29 protein-coding genes, 1 tRNA gene and 1 pseudogene are annotated in these 17404 nt (G+C 38.7%); 14 read left to right on the top strand and 17 right to left on the bottom strand.

The window, feature by feature from the left end; translation table 11 throughout:
• From PROVALCAL_RS03075 to PROVALCAL_RS03030, 11 genes and pseudogenes are all read right to left on the bottom strand, one after another.
• Positions 1–185, bottom strand: a pseudogene (locus PROVALCAL_RS03075) (DUF2591 family protein); the annotation flags it as partial.
• 335 nt (positions 186–520) lie between these two features.
• Complete coding sequence (locus tag PROVALCAL_RS03065; protein WP_006657627.1) at positions 521–751, bottom strand: hypothetical protein; 231 nt, start codon at positions 749–751, stop codon at positions 521–523.
• Between the two features lie 68 nt (positions 752–819).
• On the bottom strand, positions 820–1071 hold the full coding sequence (locus tag PROVALCAL_RS03060) for a hypothetical protein (RefSeq protein WP_006657626.1): 252 nt from the start codon (positions 1069–1071) through the stop codon (positions 820–822).
• A gap of 43 nt (positions 1072–1114) precedes the next feature.
• Positions 1115–1648 carry a PmgT domain-containing protein gene (locus PROVALCAL_RS03055; protein ID WP_039861544.1) on the bottom strand — a complete coding sequence of 178 codons (534 nt, stop codon included), beginning with the start codon at positions 1646–1648 and terminating at the stop codon, positions 1115–1117.
• Between the two features lie 169 nt (positions 1649–1817).
• Positions 1818–2153 (bottom strand): nucleoside triphosphate pyrophosphohydrolase family protein, encoded by a 336-nt coding sequence (locus PROVALCAL_RS03050; RefSeq protein ID WP_080547026.1) that lies wholly within the window; start codon positions 2151–2153, stop codon positions 1818–1820.
• A 38-nt stretch (positions 2154–2191) separates the two neighbouring features.
• The gene (locus PROVALCAL_RS03045; RefSeq protein ID WP_006657623.1) at positions 2192–2647 is read right to left on the bottom strand and encodes a single-stranded DNA-binding protein; all 456 of its coding nucleotides are present in this window, start codon (positions 2645–2647) and stop codon (positions 2192–2194) included.
• Entirely contained in the window at positions 2637–3443 is an 807-nt protein-coding gene (recT, locus tag PROVALCAL_RS03040; RefSeq protein ID WP_006657622.1) for a recombination protein RecT, read from the bottom strand. Before recT ends, PROVALCAL_RS03045 begins: the two co-directional genes overlap by 11 nt.
• Positions 3421–4254 (bottom strand): PD-(D/E)XK nuclease-like domain-containing protein, encoded by an 834-nt coding sequence (locus PROVALCAL_RS03035; protein ID WP_006657621.1) that lies wholly within the window; start codon positions 4252–4254, stop codon positions 3421–3423. The genes recT and PROVALCAL_RS03035 overlap by 23 nt, the downstream gene beginning before the upstream one ends.
• A complete protein-coding gene (locus PROVALCAL_RS19675; protein WP_006657620.1) occupies positions 4251–4418 on the bottom strand; it encodes a hypothetical protein in 168 nt (55 codons plus the stop codon). Before PROVALCAL_RS19675 ends, PROVALCAL_RS03035 begins: the two co-directional genes overlap by 4 nt.
• Positions 4419–4545: 127 nt before the next feature.
• Positions 4546–4728, bottom strand: coding sequence for a hypothetical protein (locus tag PROVALCAL_RS19165; RefSeq protein WP_006657618.1), 183 nt, complete (start codon positions 4726–4728; stop codon positions 4546–4548).
• Between the two features lie 107 nt (positions 4729–4835).
• Positions 4836–5060, bottom strand: a complete 225-nt coding sequence (locus PROVALCAL_RS03030; RefSeq protein WP_006657617.1) for a hypothetical protein — start codon at positions 5058–5060, stop codon at positions 4836–4838.
• 249 nt (positions 5061–5309) lie between these two features.
• Between PROVALCAL_RS03030 and PROVALCAL_RS03025 the strand changes: the two genes are divergently transcribed.
• Positions 5310–5386: transfer RNA gene (locus PROVALCAL_RS03025), tRNA-Ile, on the top strand.
• 146 nt (positions 5387–5532) lie between these two features.
• On the opposite strand, the gene PROVALCAL_RS19160 is transcribed toward PROVALCAL_RS03025, so the two are convergent.
• The 5 genes from PROVALCAL_RS19160 to PROVALCAL_RS03000 all read right to left on the bottom strand — a co-directional run bounded on the left by PROVALCAL_RS19160 (position 5533) and on the right by PROVALCAL_RS03000 (position 8864).
• Positions 5533–5850 (bottom strand): transcriptional antitermination N peptide, encoded by a 318-nt coding sequence (locus PROVALCAL_RS19160; RefSeq protein WP_071586580.1) that lies wholly within the window; start codon positions 5848–5850, stop codon positions 5533–5535.
• A gap of 443 nt (positions 5851–6293) precedes the next feature.
• Positions 6294–7058, bottom strand: coding sequence for a KilA-N domain-containing protein (locus tag PROVALCAL_RS03015; RefSeq protein WP_006657614.1), 765 nt, complete (start codon positions 7056–7058; stop codon positions 6294–6296).
• 99 nt (positions 7059–7157) lie between these two features.
• Positions 7158–7460, bottom strand: a complete 303-nt coding sequence (locus PROVALCAL_RS03010; RefSeq protein WP_006657613.1) for a hypothetical protein — start codon at positions 7458–7460, stop codon at positions 7158–7160.
• 21 nt (positions 7461–7481) lie between these two features.
• Positions 7482–7823: a DUF3024 domain-containing protein gene (locus tag PROVALCAL_RS03005; protein WP_006657612.1), complete on the bottom strand. Its 342-nt coding sequence runs from the start codon at positions 7821–7823 to the stop codon at positions 7482–7484.
• Positions 7824–8219: 396 nt separating this feature from the next.
• On the bottom strand, positions 8220–8864 hold the full coding sequence (locus tag PROVALCAL_RS03000) for a LexA family protein (protein WP_006657611.1): 645 nt from the start codon (positions 8862–8864) through the stop codon (positions 8220–8222).
• 105 nt (positions 8865–8969) lie between these two features.
• Between PROVALCAL_RS03000 and PROVALCAL_RS02995 the strand changes: the two genes are divergently transcribed.
• The 12 genes from PROVALCAL_RS02995 to PROVALCAL_RS02945 all read left to right on the top strand — a co-directional run bounded on the left by PROVALCAL_RS02995 (position 8970) and on the right by PROVALCAL_RS02945 (position 14828).
• The gene (locus tag PROVALCAL_RS02995) at positions 8970–9179 is read left to right on the top strand and encodes a helix-turn-helix transcriptional regulator (protein ID WP_006657610.1); all 210 of its coding nucleotides are present in this window, start codon (positions 8970–8972) and stop codon (positions 9177–9179) included.
• A 101-nt stretch (positions 9180–9280) separates the two neighbouring features.
• Complete coding sequence (locus PROVALCAL_RS02990; RefSeq protein WP_006657609.1) at positions 9281–9604, top strand: hypothetical protein; 324 nt, start codon at positions 9281–9283, stop codon at positions 9602–9604.
• A complete protein-coding gene (locus PROVALCAL_RS02985; protein ID WP_006657608.1) occupies positions 9591–9851 on the top strand; it encodes a hypothetical protein in 261 nt (86 codons plus the stop codon). The genes PROVALCAL_RS02990 and PROVALCAL_RS02985 overlap by 14 nt, the downstream gene beginning before the upstream one ends.
• A 110-nt stretch (positions 9852–9961) precedes the next feature.
• Complete coding sequence (locus PROVALCAL_RS02980) at positions 9962–10924, top strand: replication protein (RefSeq protein ID WP_224063631.1); 963 nt, start codon at positions 9962–9964, stop codon at positions 10922–10924.
• Positions 10921–11607: a replication protein P gene (locus PROVALCAL_RS02975; RefSeq protein WP_006657606.1), complete on the top strand. Its 687-nt coding sequence runs from the start codon at positions 10921–10923 to the stop codon at positions 11605–11607. Before PROVALCAL_RS02980 ends, PROVALCAL_RS02975 begins: the two co-directional genes overlap by 4 nt.
• 9 nt (positions 11608–11616) lie before the next feature.
• Entirely contained in the window at positions 11617–12522 is a 906-nt protein-coding gene (rdgC, locus tag PROVALCAL_RS02970; protein WP_006657605.1) for a recombination-associated protein RdgC, read from the top strand.
• A 182-nt stretch (positions 12523–12704) separates the two neighbouring features.
• Entirely contained in the window at positions 12705–12875 is a 171-nt protein-coding gene (locus tag PROVALCAL_RS19670; RefSeq protein WP_006657604.1) for a hypothetical protein, read from the top strand.
• Between the two features lie 179 nt (positions 12876–13054).
• On the top strand, positions 13055–13504 hold the full coding sequence (locus PROVALCAL_RS02965) for a NinB/YbcN family protein (protein ID WP_006657603.1): 450 nt from the start codon (positions 13055–13057) through the stop codon (positions 13502–13504).
• A complete protein-coding gene (locus PROVALCAL_RS20315; RefSeq protein WP_006657601.1) occupies positions 13501–13716 on the top strand; it encodes a DUF7740 domain-containing protein in 216 nt (71 codons plus the stop codon). The genes PROVALCAL_RS02965 and PROVALCAL_RS20315 overlap by 4 nt, the downstream gene beginning before the upstream one ends.
• Positions 13717–14175, top strand: coding sequence for a hypothetical protein (locus PROVALCAL_RS02955; protein WP_006657600.1), 459 nt, complete (start codon positions 13717–13719; stop codon positions 14173–14175).
• Positions 14172–14456, top strand: coding sequence for a hypothetical protein (locus tag PROVALCAL_RS02950; RefSeq protein WP_006657599.1), 285 nt, complete (start codon positions 14172–14174; stop codon positions 14454–14456). Before PROVALCAL_RS02955 ends, PROVALCAL_RS02950 begins: the two co-directional genes overlap by 4 nt.
• Before the next feature lie 3 nt (positions 14457–14459).
• Positions 14460–14828, top strand: a complete 369-nt coding sequence (locus tag PROVALCAL_RS02945; protein ID WP_006657598.1) for an antiterminator Q family protein — start codon at positions 14460–14462, stop codon at positions 14826–14828.
• 195 nt (positions 14829–15023) lie between these two features.
• On the opposite strand, the gene PROVALCAL_RS02940 is transcribed toward PROVALCAL_RS02945, so the two are convergent.
• Positions 15024–16694 (bottom strand): NEL-type E3 ubiquitin ligase domain-containing protein, encoded by a 1671-nt coding sequence (locus tag PROVALCAL_RS02940; protein WP_006657597.1) that lies wholly within the window; start codon positions 16692–16694, stop codon positions 15024–15026.
• A gap of 342 nt (positions 16695–17036) precedes the next feature.
• On the opposite strand from PROVALCAL_RS02940, the gene PROVALCAL_RS02935 reads away from it, so the two are divergent.
• On the top strand, positions 17037–17342 hold the full coding sequence (locus tag PROVALCAL_RS02935; protein ID WP_006657596.1) for a phage holin family protein: 306 nt from the start codon (positions 17037–17039) through the stop codon (positions 17340–17342).
• Positions 17343–17404 lie beyond the last annotated feature (62 nt).

Genomic DNA, 17404 nt, shown 5'->3' with positions numbered 1-17404 from the left:
ATTGGTGATAGCCCTATCTTATTATCAATAATAATCGGCATTGCATCAGATGGGTTGTTGGAGGGGGCGAATAACTTTGTTGCCGACAAGATTAAAACTCCATTTCTTGGAGTGAATCTAATTCCTAATTTCTCAGCAACCTTTTTATTAATCTCGAAGTCAGAAAGTTCGGTGTATTTATTCATTGATTAATTCCCAATATTCACAAGTGTTTTTCTTAATAATCCCGCCTGCTTCTAAGTGACTAATAATACAACTAACCTGACTCCTTGAATAATCAGGGCTGCATAAGTGATATATTTCGTCAGTGGTAAGCTGATTACATTGAAGAACTTCTATTATTCTCTCTCTTAATTTATCCATTTTCTCATTACCTCCCTACAAACTATCTCAACATCTCGCACCTGCATTATCTGCATGGCACGGCTCTCGCATTCTTGCTGTGTGTATATTTGCTCTGTAACAGGCACAGCAGAACCCTGTATTAGCATGAGTAATACATATCCGATTATTTGCATGGTTATTTATCTAGGCGGTAGAGTGGAATATTAATTTTATCGATACAGTCTTTATATAAATAACAAACTCGACCATGTTCAAGGTCAATAGATTCAGCGTTATCAATATAACCAACAGGCTCCAAGCTATTAATTAAACTCTCGCGTGATGCTTGCCATACATCGAATAGATTTATCGCTGATGATTTATTCTTACTGCGCCACTCTTCAAATTGCTGCCTTGATTTATCCATACTTACTCCTGAATTTTAGGTGTAAAAAACCCCGCTAGTGCAGGGTGTTGGGTATATTTGTTAATTGATTATTTTATGTAGCCACCTTTACCATCTAATAACCCTGATGACTTTTCTATAAATTCTTCTCTTGTTGGCTCTTTAGTTTCATACGCTACTTTGTAATCAAAACCTTCTATATCAAATGAAGTTTCATTATATTTATTGACTACGATTTGGTCTGCCTTACCATACGATGGATGACCTTTTGCTTTGGGGGGCTTGTTTAGATGGGTTATAGGCTTGGATTCTCCGCTATCTTTAATTAGCAAATACTTCATTGCACTCTCCTTATAATTGAGAGTTTACTATACCATCTAAAATTTAGTTAAGTAGTGATAATAAATCAATTTTTCGAAACTCAATAACCCATACCCATTCGTTATTAATCCAACTATCAATCCCGTATATTGATTGCCATAGTTCTTTGTATGCATTTTTTGCGGTTATATATGGCTGATTGCTGTTTGGAATATAAAATCCAACTAACCAATTGCCGTCATTCCCATAACGACCAGCCGAGATGCCTTCCGCTATTGCATCATTAGGTGATATTTCCTGAATTTGCTGCAGCCAAACATCAGTAATCTCAATTTTCCCTTTGATATTACCATCATTGTCAGCAGCGCTGATGATGTCGCCAATCTCACCATATGGGCAATCAACATCAACAAAACCATGCCTCCATGTTGCACATACTTGCTCTGATAGTGTGTAACCATCTTGCCATGCACCAAGGTTTCGTAACTCTTCCTCGGTTACTTTAGGCTGTGGCTCAATCGGTCTGCGTGTCTGCGTTTTTCTGCCATCCATGACAGCTGCTAGCATGGCATCGTTAAACTTGATTCTGTCTTTCATATCCATTCCTCTTCATTACATTTATTTAATCGTTAAAATTAAAACGTTCATTGCAAATAATAATTCCCCAACTACACTTATGGTATAAAAAGTAGTTTCAATCTGTATGGATTTCGCCGGTGCTCCCATGCGTCGGCATTTTTTATCCACCATATCCCTTCAAGTTAAATTAGAATTGCTTACCGCCTTCCTTTGCGCGGTTTTCACGTTGATGGTCTGCGCGATATTTGTTGTATTCGAGCTTTTCATTAATGGCGCTTTCAATGTCATAGCCAAAGGCTTCGGCATAATCCAAAATACGAATAACAGCATCAGCAAGTTCAACTTCAGCCATTTTCCTATGTGGTAAATGGTTATCCATTAAATTTTTGCGTTCACCCTCCATTGCCTCACTGATTTCGGAATGAATAAGGCAGAGTAAAGTTCCTTTTTTACGAGGATTGTCCCACCATCCAGCCTCTTTATTTTGCTGATGAATTTGTTGCTGTAATTGCTTAATGTTCATTTCTATCTCCTGTTTGCATTCCTGCAAATATTACATTGTTAAATTACGTAAATAGCGTGGCGAGGATAGGGGAGTCCGATAGGGGCAAAGGGGATTTCGTCATCCCAATTCATTGGTGGCTCATTCTGTGGAGCTTGCTGCTGTGGCTGTTGAGGTTGTCGTGCTGGCTGTTGGCTTCCTGCCTGATTATTGCCAAACTCAATTTTATCAACAATGATTACTGGCGCTGATTTTTTCTCCCCATTTGGGGTCGTCCATTCCTCCATGACGAACTCACCAGTGACCGTAACTTTTGTTCCTTTTGTTAAGTATTGAGGAAGTTTTTCAGCTTTAACTCCAAACATCTTACAGATAACCCACGATGTTTTTTCATGCTCACCGTAGCCCTGCTTTACAGGGAGATTGAATGATGCAACCGCTTTTCCGTTTGGCGTCCATCGTTGCTCACAGTCTTTCCCTAAGTGCGCTGTAACGATGAATAGGTTAATTGCCATTGCTGTCTACCTCTTCAAATTCAGCCTCAAAAATTGCAGAGTGTTCTTGTTCTATATTTGCCTCTGCCTTTTCGTCAAGTATGACGGCTTTTTGCATCTCGATGGAAACAGGTAAGTATTTAAAAAGTCGGCGAATGACTGTTTTCTTTGCCATCTCCTCCCAGTGGGTAACCCATGGTCCATTTTTACCCGCTTTACTTAAATTACGAACTTTTTCTATTTGGTTATAGGTCATAACCTCGAATTGAACACCTCCATCTTTTAACCTAGCAACAGCATAAACATGGGTAATGGGTGAATCTTCATTTCCTTCGGGTATATGAGTTAAGTTTTCATTTAACCCATATTCAAAATGAAAGTTATCGCCTTGGCGCACTGTTCTGGCGGATATACTGATGATTTGACCTGAGCGCCTAGCTAAATCAATCATTCCTCGGTAGCCAATGATGAGTTGAACATTTTGTTGACCGTTATCTGACTTACCATTACCGAAAGGCAGAAGGTAGGCATGACCTAATGCATTACCTGGCTCTAATCCTAGTTGTGAGCATTGAACTACAGCACCAATAAAACTTTGAATATCACAATTTGCAAGAGAAGGGGTTTTACGAATCTCGGTACTGACAATTCTAATCATGCGGTCAGATGTGATATGTTTAGGCAATGCCGCTGCTAATTGAGCTTTCATTCCCGGCTGATTAATAAACTCTACGAGTTTTTGTTCATTAGTTTTTATTTTTACTTCTGTTCCTTGTGTCTTCTGTAAATCAGATTTAGCTAGCGGTGGTGTGCTCATGCTTTAATTCCTTAGCCCAGTGAGGCAGTGACAGTGTGCGAATGCCTGCCCATTCGTCAGTTTTAAGGCATTCTGCATATGTGAATAAGTTTTGCTTATAAGAGGTGCGACCAACGGATTTGGCTTGTTCATCTAATACGAACACTCTGACTGGATAACGCCCGCAATTAATGGTTGTGCTTACGGCAAGAAAAACAAAAACAGGCATTTCACCCGTTAGTGACTTATATCCATCCGAATAGAATGAGTCCTGCACGTGATATCGGTACTCATACATAGAGCGTTCAAACTTCTGTATGTCGGCAGTGCTTTTTACATCAACTAGCCAATGATGCTCTTCGATTAACTTGTCCGGTCTACAACGACAAAGAATGTCCGTATCCTTGTCTTTCCAATAGATGCTACTTTCAGCGATTCCTTTCGCCTCCAAGCACCATCGAGCTATTGGGTGAGCCATCGCGCTATCTTTCATGAGTGATAACTTCCTGTTATCTTCACTGGTAATTGGTGTGATATTTTCCTTTTCACACATTTCAAGAAATTCCTTTTCTTGTTCTTTCCCTGCATTGGTTCTACGATTTACTTCTGGTCCAACTTTGAATCTTTTCTGAAATTCATCAGGCTCTAGCAATAAGCAATGCAAAGCCGTGCCAAAATCTAGAGCTTTTATTTTTTCGTTATCTACTGGCGCATCCCTATGCCATATAAAATCAGCCGGAGATTCATCTATCAGGTCAAGCTGTGACTTACTAATACCTAATCCATGGTGATAGTCTTCATTTGAAATGTCGTAATAAATACCTTCGTTCATTGAATAAGCCTCTCTTCCAATACATCCTGTATTTTCTTTAGAATCCTATCCTTGGTTGATTCCGATAGTTGCCGAAGTTCCTCTCCGTCAATCTCGTTATAAATATCAATAGCCATTTCTCCAATATCAAACTTAGGGTCAGGGCTATATATTTGAATTCTCATGGTTCATCCTTACGTGAATGCGTATGCTCTACGAGAATTAACTTGCCGAAGAATTCGATTTGTCTTTTCGCATTGCTGCTTAAATTTCCAATCAGCAACTAATTCGTCTATTTGTTTATCAGTCATGTCAGACTCGCGCAGTAGGGCGAATATTTGCTGTTTTATGTATTTCTGCTTTGCATTCATGCTTGACTCCATATGCTGTTTTTAATGTTTCATTTGCTTCGCTCCATCCGTTCTCATCCTTGAGATAGCGTGCAATTCCAGCTTGTGATTGAGCTAAACAAAGTTTGTATTTATCAATATTCATGCTTATCTCCGGATGTGCGAAATCCTCACTTATCTTGCGATAGCGATAGAAAGTCCCTTGATGTTGGTAATCTTTATTCGGTTAAATATGAAAGAGGTAAGTCTTTTTTAATGGAGAATGTCACTGACTAATGCTTTTAATGCGGCTTTTTTGAGCGCTGTTTTTATCACATCTTCCCCGATTAGATTTTTTACAAATTCATTTAATAATATTTGAATATTTGGTGTATCTTCAGGTGCTGATATTTCATACATACCTTTCACTTTAGGCAGCGCTTCATCAGACAGAATGAGTTTCAAATTAATATCTACTGATGCTTTAGTGTGTGGCATATTTCCTCCTTATGTGTGTTTTATTTCAGATGTATTACCTCAAAGGCAAGCCTAAGCAAGCCCCTTAGGCGCTTCTAATTTAAGTGATTAGCGTTGAAAAATTGGTTCTCCTTTTTGTCTTGGTAATTAATATAAAGAAGGTACGCTTATACATGCTTTTTTGGCGTGATGTATTGTGTGGAAATTAACCATTTGAGTTTTGACATACTAGAACTGAAACTAAGTCATATTATATAATAGCGACACACCGGTCCCTTAGCTCAGTTGGTTAGAGCAGGCGACTCATAATCGCTTGGTCACTGGTTCAAGCCCAGTAGGGACCACCACTTCTTATTACGTATCTTTTTATTTATTCCTATAAACATTGGATTTTAGTTCTCTTAAATCTTTAAGAGCATGCTAGTCTTGTTGTTTTCTATATAATTCATATTACGCTCTTCGTTACTTACCACTGGTTATTTATTAGGGGATGTTAAGCTCTTGCTGTCACTTCGCCAGACTCTAACAGCATTCCTGACTTACGATATTTAGCTGAGTAAATACTAGAATTTGGTAAGCAGGTATTATCTACTGAGTCATAAACTTTAGTACTTCGAATTGATATTGCTTTTTCAACTCGGCTAATTGGCTTGCGTGTTAGTGATAAGGTAGGGCGTTTTGTTTCTTCTTTTACTGGTTCGCCATGTATTGCAGCTTTTAAGCTTTCAGTTAATGCGTGCGCTTCCTGCAATGCTTTTCTGCGTTCCATTCTGCGTGATCTGGCGTTGTTGTAGCCGTGAAAGTTGCACATAGTTTTCCCCTTACAGTTTGCTTTGGTGATTGGTGGTAGGTGCTGAACTCCTACATTGTGCGTTTCAATCGCATAGACATAACGCTACGTTCGCCTGACCGACTACCGCTGGTTCAGCGCTAACCAATTCGCACTTGACGTCTCAGCGCATCAGCCTGCGCATTCACCAATCCCAAAACATACTGTCTTTGGTTTGCGCTTTTACAGCGCTATCTGTTAAAGAGCGAACATCCTGTTTATCTATGGCTCCTTGCCTTCGATGGATAGCATATTCACAAATTGTGATTTTAATGTCAACCACAAAATGTGTTTATTTGGTTATTATTGAATTAACGTGATGATTTGAAATGGAAAATATTTTATTTGTAGACACGATTTGTGTCAGAGATCACACATGCGGGGAATTGCAGGCACAAAAAAGCCCTCGCTGGGAGGGCTGGGGATTATTTTTCGGTGAGATCAGGAAGCATTATTCTCTCTATTAGCTCTAATGCTTTTGCATCTCTTTCGCTAAAGTATTTAGGGGCGTATTTGGGCAACCAGACAGTATTAAAATGCTCTTTAAAGTCAGCAAGATATTCATTAGGGTATAAACGTGCAGGAAAAACCCTCCCATCTGGATATTCGTGCTCATAAGTAGGAAATGTTTTTGGCTCAACATTTCTATTTTTTCTTAACCAGTTAGAAAAGACCTGCCCTTGGGATATATCAGGAACCATTTTATCTGGTAGCGTGTAACCAGCTTCTTCTAAAGGGGCTACTAAGTTAAACGTTAATTCATTTAATATTGAAAAATGTGTATGAGGTATCCTTCCTCTATTTGCCATATACCTTTTTAGATGAACAGGAAGCTCTGCGCTTTTACCTCCACCATTCATCCATTCCCTAACCCATCTTGAAATTTGCACTGCAAATTTAGGCGATAGCCATTGCCCTAAATTTATAGCAACATCAGGATGAACCCATGTGCCTTGATTCTCTGGTCTTCCGCCTGTAAATGTTTGAATTAATTCCGTTATGGGAATTCCCATATCGGAAGATAACTCTTGAAGAAAAGCTTGGGTTGTCTTCAGTCTGTAGTAATCAGCAAATAATTTACCAGCGGTTTTACACATGGCTGTAGCATTTGCATAGCCGTCTTTAGCTCTAAGGTGAATGATATCACCTTCAATTTCATGCGGGATTAAAGCCAGAGGAAACTGTTTCATTTCATATCCTTTTAGTTATAAAAATAAATTCCATCTGGTGCTAAAATAAGTTATCTAGTTAATATTATTATGTTTAAAACAACACCCTAAAACGTGTCGTCAGACTTTTGCATCAGGGTAGCTATCTTCAATTGCGCTAGTTATTATCACCATAGAAACAGTATTTTTCATGGGGAGAACCTCGATTGTGAAGAGCCCATTGCTCCAAATCAGTTCAAACTCCTCTGTATCAACATATTTATATCTCATGTTAATTTCAGGTTTTAACATTTGTGCAAAGTTTTCTAGTGTTCCATAGTAGTCAAACAATGTCATACGATAGTGTTCGCTAAAATTAACATCATCAAGCAACAATCTATTTTTTATAAAATTGCACAAATCTTTTCGAGTGTAGAACAACATACAGTCTCTCAAGCAACATTTTCAACCAAAGAAGTATCCACTGGTATTATCTTCTACAAGCTTAATAGCATCTGAAAAACTACCTAACATTTTTTCATCGTAATGGCGCCAGTTACTGTCTTTATCCATCCATAGTAGTGACCAAGAGCCTGTGATTTTGTTATGTATTATTTTTGCTACAGGTTCTTCTACTTTTGAATCACTCCATGTTAGCTGTCTAACCTCGAATATAACGACCGAGTCATCTTCAATACGATACTGTAAGTCGAGCTCATCTCTGAGATGTTCTGCTGGGCGGCGTTTTTCTAAGAAAAATCCCATGCAGCTATTGATATTATTTAATTGTGTATCGTTAAAAGTCATATACTTCTCAACGCTCTTTATTTCTTATCAAAAGTCACTAGCAGCGGTAAAACAACATTTAGAAACATAAAAATTATAAATAGTATTAATATATTAAAATTAGATATCAGTTCTAGTAGTCTCTTCATTACTAAAATTGAACTCAGTTAAAAGTATGAGTGAAAATATTATAAAAGAATCCGAATATCTGAATGAAGGTATCGATATCTAGCTCCATCCAGTACATTAACAGAAGTAGAGATGATGCGAATATCATCTCTACTCTGTAGTTATGAATGTAATTATATACTCTCTTCATTGAAAATTTTTGCCACCAAAAGAGACCGTGATACAAATTATCTTCAACTATTTAATTGATTTGTTAAAAAGTATACCTCATTGAATGCGTTGTATTTCCTAAAACGTGTCGTCAGGCCACTGAGACTTAACCACTTTGCCTATAATCTGGCAGTTACCATTAATTGGTATCATCTCGAACCGTGGGTTTAATGGCTCAAGGTATTCTGTTTCACCTTCTCGAATAAGACGTTTAAATGTGAACTCATCATTCATCAGGCGAGCTATACAGAAGTCACCAAAGCTAACCTCTTGCTCAGGGTCAACAAGTATCAGCATCCCTTCAGGGAAACTAGGACGACCTCCTTGCGGGGCTGTCATTGAGTGACCTTCAACCTCTAACCAGAATGCGCTATCGCTAGCTTTCTTTGCTGTAGGTATCCATGCGATGGCGTCACTTCTAGTGTATGCATTGCTATTTTCAGTAAACGCACCTGCTTGCACCTTGGAAAATAGAGGGTACTCATAGTTGCTAACAACCTGATCGCTCCTATCACCAAACATCAATTCCGCTGGTGAAACACCTAAAGCTTCGCTGATAACCAAAGCATCATCAGCGCTTATCTTTCTTTCCCCAAGTTCATAATTTCCAATTCTAGAGGCTGCGGAATATCCGCACAGCTTTGCAAGTTGCGCTTGGCTCAACCCTCTAGATTCACGAATAGACTTCAGTCTCTCGCCGATAATTTCATTTATTTTTTTCATGCTTATCTTTTAACACAAAACGTGATGTAAGTATTTAAACGATTCGTGATTGACAGTTAATCACATATTGTGTGTAATAGGGGTTGTAGACATGGAGGATACACAATGAATAACATCGCAGAACAGCGAAAAAAATTAGGAATTTCTCAGGCTGTTTTGGCTTCATCAATCGGATGGGGTCAATCTCGTATTGCAAACTACGAGCTAAGTATTAGAACGCCTAGCCTTAATGATTGTCGAGTAATCGTTGAGGCATTACAAAAACTTGGTGCGAAATGCTCATTAGATGACGTTTTCCCACCTCAAGCTGCATAACTTTACCGCTCTTTAACATCTCAGCGCTGAAAAAGCGCACATCAATACACACTCACAGGATCGTGAGCAACGGACTAACTGTATATGAAGGAATATAAATTATGGAAAACGCAAATTCACGCAAATCGTTTAACCGATTTGTATCCAATCACTTGGTGGCAACCGCTTATCAAGTTATCAGAACAACATCTCAAACAGTTATCGCTAAATCATTAGGCGTTCATGACTCAACTATCACTCGTAGAACCGAAAAGATACCTGAGCTATGCGAGACATTAGCAGCGGCAGGGGTAATTGATTTTGTTTTGCCGGGCGAAAAGAAAATTAGTGAAGAGGAATATCGCTTTTTGTGGAAGCAAATGGCTGAGTTTTCGCTATGGAAAACAGGTTCATTACAGGAGGGAAATATCAATGAATCCCGATGAATTTATCCGCAAAAACATTATTAAAAAATTGATTGAATTAGGTTATCAGGATGGAGTGGCTTTGGAATTAGCCGCGGATGAGGGGGTATCTCATTTTAGACGGTGCTCACAAGCTAGTCGTCGTGGAGCAATATTTGATGATTGTTATCACGTAGCTAAGACATGGATAGATAAATATGGCAGTAAGCCAGCAATGGTAAGTAAACGAAGAGCCAAACAGACTATCAAGCAAGTTTCAATGTTCTAAAAAGCGAAAGCCTAGGAGGCGGCAACCAACTAGGCATTCATTGTCTTTCATTATGCAGGAGTAATTTTACATGAATATTAATTTCAAAACAAATCGATATGGAGGTCGCTATGAGTATTGTTAGGCATGTGGATTTTGCTAATAAGCGACGATTGGTTGATAAATCGGGGGAGCAAGTGGCTAGTCTTGATAATGGCTATATGCGTTTAGCTACCAGTATCAGTAGGCTCAAGCCAAAGCTAAAAATGGCTGGAAGAGAGCATCAGGTATTCGATGCTGTGATTGATTGCACATATGGCTGGAATAAATCAGAGGATAAGGTAACCAACACCTATCTAGCAGAAATGACAGGGTTAGATGACTCTGATATCGGTAATGCGTTAAAGGTTTTGGCTGAGAGAAAAATTATCAATCTCAGAAAAATCGGCGGATTTAAGCTGGTAAGTGTCAACGTAAATCTTGATCAATGGCAGTTAGAAAGACTGCCCAAAAAACGCCCAAAAACACCACAAAAAAAGTTGGGCGAAATCACCCAAAAAGTTGGGCAAAAAAAGGTTTCTAGTTTGGCGAAATCACCCAACACCAAAAACAGTCTTACCAAAGACAATAATATTAATAATTTTTCGTCCGAGAATTCTAACGAATCCTCTGACCACTCACTGGATAACATTTTAACCTTGAAGGCTGATGCTGTTGTTTGTTCCCCCAAAGGTAATAAGTGGGGAAATGCTGATGACCTGAAAGCTGCCCAATGGATTTATTCGCAAGTGTTGATAATCAGTCCCTCAACCAAAGAGCCAAATTGGTCATCATGGGCTAATGATGTTCGACTGATGAGACAGCTAGACGGACATACCCACCAAGAAATTTGTCGACTATTCCAATGGGCTAACCGCGATTCGTTTTGGTGTAGCGTCGTGTTATCTCCTGCAAAACTTCGCAAGAAATGGGCGACATTAGTCATTCAAAGCCAGCAACTAAACAGGATGAAAAGGGTGTCAGGAAACCTACAGCCAGCGCGGCAATCAATAGACTACGAAAGTACTGAATGGATGGAGGGTATCGATGTATGAACTCGTTAGTTACAGCAATTCAGCAACGTGATTCAACAGCACTGCAAGCAATGGCAGCACATGCGCCGCCACAACAGAAGCAAGCGGTAAAACAGCAAGTAGCCCAAGTATTTAACGAACTCTTCAGACAACTCAAAGCAACCTTTCCAGCGGCAATAGCCAACTTCAAAGAACAAAGCGACCTTGACGAATTCAAACGTCAATGGACTATCGCATTCATTGAAAATGGCATCAGGACGCTTGAGCAAATAAATATCGGGATGAAAATTGCAAGGCAACAAACGAATCCGTTTTTACCTTCTCCCGGTCAGTTCGTTCAATGGTGCAAGCAGGGTGACTATACAGCTCTAGGTCTGCCTACTGATGATGAGCTTTTCGATATATTCAAAGAATATTGCTCAGTGAGAGGCTGGAGACGATTTAATTGGCAATCTAACGCATGTTACTGGATGGTCACTAAAATCTACACAGAAATGCGAAACCGAAACTTATCGGATTCAGAAGTTAGAAAGCTTTGCTCATCAGAGCTTAAGACAATGGCTAATCGCATTAAATCCGGAGAGAAAATACCAGAACCAGTACAGATGATTGAACAAAAACACATACCAACCAGTAAGGAAAAATCACTGCATAACCTTGCTGCAATACGTGAAAGATTAAATCTCAAATCCAGACCCCTCTAAGGAATCAACATGAACTTTTTTAAAAATGCGATTGTGTATCGTATGACGCGTGACATTCAAATTTCATCTGATGAACTTGAGGCGCAATTAAAAAATCTTGAATTTTCACCTTGTGGTAGTCAGGACATGATGAAAGTTGGCTGGACTAACCCCATCAAAACAGGCGAAGCGTTAACGCATTCAGTCGGCAATCAGATTCTTATTGTGGCTAAGCGCGAAGAAAAAAAATTACCCACAGATGTTATCAAAAAAGAACTGCAAGCCAAGATTGATAAATTGGAAACAGAACAAGGACGCCGACTGAAAAAGACCGAGAAAGATAGCTTGAAGGATGAAGTTGTTCAGGATTTGCTACCACGAGCCTTTAGCAAAGAATCAACGGTTAGTGTTTGGATTGATAACGATAATCAGCGAATTATTGTTGATGCAAGTAGTGCAAAACGAGCCGAAGATACACTGGCACTATTGAGAAAAACACTAGGTTCATTGCCTGTGGTTCCGCTAACGATGAAAACACCAATTGAGTTAACTCTAACAGACTGGTTGCGTGACGGAGTAATTCCTCAAGGGTTTAATTTAACCGATGAGGCGGAGCTTAAAGCAATGTTAGCAGAAGGCGGAATTGCACGATTCAAGAAGCAAGATTTAGTGTCTGATGAAATAGCCTCACACATTGAAGCAGGTAAGTTGGTAACAAAATTATCGCTAGATTGGAATGACACTATTCAATTTACCCTGTGTGATGATTGTTCACTTAAAAAAATCAAGTTCTCAGATATGTTGAAAGCGCAAAATGACGACATAGACAGAGAAGATATTGCCCAGCGCTTTGATGCCGATTTTGTACTATTGACCAGTGAAATGACGAGGCTAATTGACGCTGTGATTCAATCACTTGGCGGAGAAGTAGACTGATAACACACTAAATTATAAGGGCTTATGGATGAGTGATGTTAATTTGACAGCTGCGAACATTGCTAAAATATAAGTTGAGACTTGGAAATAATAAAATCGACACTATTTTATAGATCGCTTTGGGGGATATTAGTCTGCTCCGCTTTAAAGTTGTTTAATTAATATAGTAATGTTGAAGATAAATGAAAAAATCAATTTATAAAGCAAGTGGTTTTTGGAACGAACGATCATTTACAGTTCTTTTTGTTGCAGAAGGCGAAGATGATGTTTTTTTAACAATAACACTTTGGGGAAATCTAAGTGGTGCCGAAGTTAGTGACTTATTAGTTGAGCGCTATTGCTCCATACATTAAAAAGTTTAGTTTAAAATAGATAGGTTTATCGATAGAAACTCAGGGTGATTATATCTAAGTATTTGATATTAATGGGTATTTAAAGCAAAGAGATTAATGGTGATATAAGTGATTATTTGATTGCCATGCATATTTTTTCTTTCCCCTTTTGGATTCTCGATAGAATCTCTGGAGGCTAATTGGCAGATGATATCTGTCTCCACAAATCCAATCTTAAAGGCATTTTCAAAACCCTCTCAGAAGTCACCGAAACTGGTAAGCGTTACCGAGTCAAAATAACAGAATGGCGTGATCTTCGAACAATACCAATGAACAAAACATGGCGTATGTGGGTTGAAACCACAGGCGATTGGCTACGTGCGCGTGGTGTTGTCATTGATATTAAAAATGGGGCTGGTGAAGTTGTTCTATCAAAGCCAATCACTAATGAAGAAACGCATGAATATTTTGTCGGCCACTGGTTAGGTCGCGATGAAAATGGAGAGCGAGAGAAAACAAGCAAGATGGATAAAGCACGGATGCTCCACATGATGGAGAAACATGAACAATGGTGTATTGAGAAAGGCATCCCAATCATCATTCCCAATAACTCGGAGTATATGAAACTTAAGGAGCAACAAGAGAGATGAGAAATGAGGCTGAAGTGTTTATGAGCGCACTTACTACCCTTAAATTATGCTGGGCTATTCATAAATCAAATGATGCGGTCAGGAAGTGTGCTGGAGTGTTAAAGCGCAAATTTATATTACCGCATGCAGTAGATGCTATGAGGACGATAGAACTAAGCGAAGACCCTATGGTTGTGATTGTAGTTGCTGAGTGGGGTGTTCAGGAGAAATAAATGGCATTAAAACGCGATAAGCACGATATTGTGTTTTCGCAGTTGGTCCGGGAAAGAGCAAATTATGAATGTGACTACTGCGGAAGACAATTTAGACACGAACCTTCAAAACTCCACTGTTCACATTTCAAATCACGACGACATAAATCAACCCGATACCATCCCTTTAATGCTTTCGCTCACTGCGTAGGTTGCCATCGAAAACTCGGCGAAGACCCACACGAATTCAATGCTCACGCTGTTATCACTTACAGCGAAATGACGATTGACCGCGTAGCTCGTTTAGCCGGTACTTCAATGAAGTTGAAATCGTGGCAAATGGATGAGTTATATCAGCACATGAAGATTGAGCTTAAAAGAATTCAGGCGCTACGGGCTAGCGGTGTAATAGGTCGGATTGAGTTCACGTTGCCTGATTGGTATCAGCAAGGTATTACTTATCAGATGGGGGATTTATGAAAGCTGAAATTACGACTATACCTGAATTGCTTATTAGGACATATGGAAATATGGCAGAGGTTTCTCGGTACTTAGGATGTTATCGAGCGACAGTAAAAAAATACTCTACTGATGTTAATGCTGAACATCATGCTGTGATAAATGGGCGATTAATGACTACGTACAAGACAAGAGATAGAGGCACTTCAAATCTCGCCAAAGAATCAGATAGTGCCATTTCTATATCTAAACGTATTAACGCTGAATCCGATGGCAAAAGCCCGCAAATTAATACGAGGTAACGGATGCGTGATATTCAACAAGTACTAGAAATGTGGGGCGCATGGGCTGCGGATAACATCGAGTCAGTTCAATGGTATTCGACAGCGGCAGGATTTAGCCGCTTAATACCTAGTAAGGTGAAATATCGACCTCAATGTTGTGACGACGATGCAATGATTATCTCTAGCTGTATGGCTCAATTAAATAAAAAGAACCGTGATATGCATGATCTATTACTGGATTATTATTTATTTGGGAAAACATTCATGCAGCTAGCGAGAGAGCGAAAATGCTCCGATGGAAACATAGGTAAAAAATTGCAAAAAGCTGAGGGATTAATTGAAGGGATGCTGATGATGCTTGATGTGCCATTAGAAATGGATAAATTTTAGAGAGAGTCATCTCAAGACTTTACGTACGTAAAATAGCTGATATTGTGATGATAATGAAAGTAAAGTGAGTTGACACAAATACCCTCTACGTTGTAACTATACGAATAAATAATCAACAAAACCCCCGCAAGAAACCGCGGGGGTATATAACGGAAAAACATCCGTTTTTGTATGTGTTTGATTTTTTGTTAATATTTAATTAACAAGTGACATTTTGCTTAAATTAATGCCGTGTTTGGATAAGACTTCTTGAGTTAAGCGACCAAATATTTTTTGCTCCATTTCTTTCAGTACAATTTTTCCAACGAGTGATTCTGCATCAGGTATATCGTTTAAAGCATCTTCGGATAATTTATTTTGAACTTGTCCGGAATAATCATTCTCAATGAACTCATAAAGCTGTTCTTTTGCTTGTTCAAAAGGTTCAGAAGCAATTCTTGACATAACAGCATGCCATGGTCCCCAGCAATTGAACCAAGGTATAAACTCTAGTTTTAATTGATTTTGAACTGTTTTTTCTGCAGTATTCAGATCTTCTTGAGTTACTCCAGAAAGTCCCCCAAAAAGCATGCTCCCTTGAGCTGTAGATAGATTTAGTGATTTTGCTAAACCATTTTGATACGCTAGGTATACTTCGATGGCGTCTGGATTGACTAATTCTTTGACTTTTTGACTGGCTATGACTTCCAGTTGTTCTAAACAATACAGTTCCTTTGCCATTTGGATTAATTGAGGCAAATACTGGTCATATGAGCCACTTTCAGCTTCATGAACGGCAACTGCTTTTTGAATATTATTCCAAGTTAAAGATACTCTATCATCACAAGATGTAGTTGCATCAAACGTTACTGCAAATATTGTTGCACGTAGTGGGGATGATTCGACTAATTTAGATAATAGTAATAAGACTGATGGTCTTAACGTGTTTGATTGGGTTGACTTATGAAGTCTATTCATGAAGTGAGCGAATGCTTGACTATTTTCTTCGTTGGCGAAGTTTTTCCATGTTGTAATGATATTTGGTTTCCCCTCTTCCGGGTACCATTTTGCAATAGTTTCTGCTAAAGGCTGGTTTTGTTGCTGATTTTCAGACGCTATCAAACCTTGAAATAATAAGCCGATGATTCGTTCTGGATTGATAATAATTCTTGGCGAATTAGCTGAGGCACTAACTATATTTAAAACTGCTTGATCTGTTAATGGATTATGACGAAGATTTATTTGAGCTGCTGATGTTAGCTGTAGAACAGAATTCGGTATATTACTAATGTTATTATTACGTGCATTTACATCCCGAATGTTATCGCGAGGTAACTCAGGAAGTTCTGAGAGCCGATTATTTGAAATATCTAAGATAGTTAATGTTTCTGGTAGGGCTGGAAGCATTGTTAGTTCATTATTATTAATATACAGCATTTCTAACTCCCTAGGGAGCTCAGGGAGAGTCGTTAATCTATTATGGCTGAGACCTAAAAAAATTATTGAATTAGGGAGTTCAGTTATTTCAGTTATTTGATTTGATGATATGTTCAGTTCTACTAGGTTCCGCTGTGCTAGAATCGCGAGAGGAAGTGTTGCTAGATTATTATTGGCTAGATTTAATGAGTCAACGCAAGCGGGTAGCATTGAAGGTAGTGATGTAAGACCTAAACTACTTAAATCAAGCTCTCTAGCTTGTCTTTTCATACAATCTTTTAATCTTTCATAAGCAATATTTCTATTTTCACCTGGTTCTCCACTATGTGACCAGGTTTTCCATAATGATTTTAGCTCTTTGGCTGATGAGGGAATGGAGGCGGATGTGCTTAAATTTTCTTGACTGGCGCTGATATTCCTAGTTGAAAAACAGTTAATAGCTCGAAACATGATAGCTCCTTATTAATGATGTAATGAGGGATTTATTTTATTAACAAACTCTATGGGGGGTTAATATAAATTTTCGCTTATCATTATGGATAATTACAGTATTCGAGATGCAGCAATGGTCTTATACATAAGCATCAATATCTGTTCTTAGACTAAAAAACCTTTAAATACAATCTATTAAGCTTGCTGGTGTGTCTCTTTCCGCTTGGGGTTACTCTTGTGGTGCTGTATCTATTCGCGACTTTATTTTCAGGTGCCTAGGTGGTCTTTTTGTTTATATCGATATTAGTTTGTTTGTATTAATTTTAATCACAAAATACTCATATGTGAGTGGGTATACGCATGCCATATAAAGAACCCAATAATATAAATTTGTTAACCGTTATGTTGGTTAGTTTGATGACCCTTTTGGGTAGTATTGCGAGCTATGCCAATAAAGTTTTGAAAGGTGAGCCGTTTAGGCTTGGTCTTTTTATTGCGCAAGTCATTATCTCTATGTTTGCAGGCTCTATGGTGTTACTTGCTGCGAGTTATTTCATCTGGCAGCCAGAGATTGCAGGAGGCGTTGCTGGAATGGCTGGTTGGACTGGTGCTGCAGGGGTAAGTGCATTAGAAAAACGTTTTTTAAGGAAAGTGTCTGATGAATGACCCTAAATGGCTAATTGAAGCTAAAAAAGAAATTGGTCAGCGTGAAATTAAAGGTCCAGCTT

The organism is Providencia alcalifaciens DSM 30120 (assembly GCF_000173415.1).
GTDB classification, from domain to species: Bacteria; Pseudomonadota; Gammaproteobacteria; order Enterobacterales; family Enterobacteriaceae; genus Providencia; species Providencia alcalifaciens.
The sequence above is the reverse complement of the archived record's forward strand: the minus strand, read 5'-3'. Positions and strand labels throughout refer to the sequence as shown.

Excerpts from the sequence above, each read along its gene's own strand:
- PROVALCAL_RS03065 (WP_006657627.1), bottom strand. The coding sequence starts at position 751 with ATGGATAAATCAAGGCAGCAATTTGAAGAGTGGCGCAGTAAGAATAAA.
- PROVALCAL_RS03060 (WP_006657626.1), bottom strand. The coding sequence starts at position 1,071 with ATGAAGTATTTGCTAATTAAAGATAGCGGAGAATCCAAGCCTATAACC.
- PROVALCAL_RS03055 (WP_039861544.1), bottom strand. The coding sequence starts at position 1,648 with ATGAAAGACAGAATCAAGTTTAACGATGCCATGCTAGCAGCTGTCATG.
- PROVALCAL_RS03050 (WP_080547026.1), bottom strand. The coding sequence starts at position 2,153 with ATGAACATTAAGCAATTACAGCAACAAATTCATCAGCAAAATAAAGAG.
- PROVALCAL_RS03045 (WP_006657623.1), bottom strand. The coding sequence starts at position 2,647 with ATGGCAATTAACCTATTCATCGTTACAGCGCACTTAGGGAAAGACTGT.
- recT (WP_006657622.1), bottom strand. The coding sequence starts at position 3,443 with ATGAGCACACCACCGCTAGCTAAATCTGATTTACAGAAGACACAAGGA.
- PROVALCAL_RS03035 (WP_006657621.1), bottom strand. The coding sequence starts at position 4,254 with ATGAACGAAGGTATTTATTACGACATTTCAAATGAAGACTATCACCAT.
- PROVALCAL_RS19675 (WP_006657620.1), bottom strand. The coding sequence starts at position 4,418 with ATGAGAATTCAAATATATAGCCCTGACCCTAAGTTTGATATTGGAGAA.
- PROVALCAL_RS19165 (WP_006657618.1), bottom strand. The coding sequence starts at position 4,728 with ATGAATATTGATAAATACAAACTTTGTTTAGCTCAATCACAAGCTGGA.
- PROVALCAL_RS03030 (WP_006657617.1), bottom strand. The coding sequence starts at position 5,060 with ATGCCACACACTAAAGCATCAGTAGATATTAATTTGAAACTCATTCTG.
- PROVALCAL_RS19160 (WP_071586580.1), bottom strand. The coding sequence starts at position 5,850 with ATGTGCAACTTTCACGGCTACAACAACGCCAGATCACGCAGAATGGAA.
- PROVALCAL_RS03015 (WP_006657614.1), bottom strand. The coding sequence starts at position 7,058 with ATGAAACAGTTTCCTCTGGCTTTAATCCCGCATGAAATTGAAGGTGAT.
- PROVALCAL_RS03010 (WP_006657613.1), bottom strand. The coding sequence starts at position 7,460 with ATGTTGTTCTACACTCGAAAAGATTTGTGCAATTTTATAAAAAATAGA.
- PROVALCAL_RS03005 (WP_006657612.1), bottom strand. The coding sequence starts at position 7,823 with ATGACTTTTAACGATACACAATTAAATAATATCAATAGCTGCATGGGA.
- PROVALCAL_RS03000 (WP_006657611.1), bottom strand. The coding sequence starts at position 8,864 with ATGAAAAAAATAAATGAAATTATCGGCGAGAGACTGAAGTCTATTCGT.
- PROVALCAL_RS02995 (WP_006657610.1), top strand. The coding sequence starts at position 8,970 with ATGAATAACATCGCAGAACAGCGAAAAAAATTAGGAATTTCTCAGGCT.
- PROVALCAL_RS02990 (WP_006657609.1), top strand. The coding sequence starts at position 9,281 with ATGGAAAACGCAAATTCACGCAAATCGTTTAACCGATTTGTATCCAAT.
- PROVALCAL_RS02985 (WP_006657608.1), top strand. The coding sequence starts at position 9,591 with ATGAATCCCGATGAATTTATCCGCAAAAACATTATTAAAAAATTGATT.
- PROVALCAL_RS02980 (WP_224063631.1), top strand. The coding sequence starts at position 9,962 with ATGAGTATTGTTAGGCATGTGGATTTTGCTAATAAGCGACGATTGGTT.
- PROVALCAL_RS02975 (WP_006657606.1), top strand. The coding sequence starts at position 10,921 with ATGAACTCGTTAGTTACAGCAATTCAGCAACGTGATTCAACAGCACTG.
- rdgC (WP_006657605.1), top strand. The coding sequence starts at position 11,617 with ATGAACTTTTTTAAAAATGCGATTGTGTATCGTATGACGCGTGACATT.
- PROVALCAL_RS19670 (WP_006657604.1), top strand. The coding sequence starts at position 12,705 with ATGAAAAAATCAATTTATAAAGCAAGTGGTTTTTGGAACGAACGATCA.
- PROVALCAL_RS20315 (WP_006657601.1), top strand. The coding sequence starts at position 13,501 with ATGAGAAATGAGGCTGAAGTGTTTATGAGCGCACTTACTACCCTTAAA.
- PROVALCAL_RS02955 (WP_006657600.1), top strand. The coding sequence starts at position 13,717 with ATGGCATTAAAACGCGATAAGCACGATATTGTGTTTTCGCAGTTGGTC.
- PROVALCAL_RS02950 (WP_006657599.1), top strand. The coding sequence starts at position 14,172 with ATGAAAGCTGAAATTACGACTATACCTGAATTGCTTATTAGGACATAT.
- PROVALCAL_RS02945 (WP_006657598.1), top strand. The coding sequence starts at position 14,460 with ATGCGTGATATTCAACAAGTACTAGAAATGTGGGGCGCATGGGCTGCG.
- PROVALCAL_RS02940 (WP_006657597.1), bottom strand. The coding sequence starts at position 16,694 with ATGTTTCGAGCTATTAACTGTTTTTCAACTAGGAATATCAGCGCCAGT.
- PROVALCAL_RS02935 (WP_006657596.1), top strand. The coding sequence starts at position 17,037 with ATGCCATATAAAGAACCCAATAATATAAATTTGTTAACCGTTATGTTG.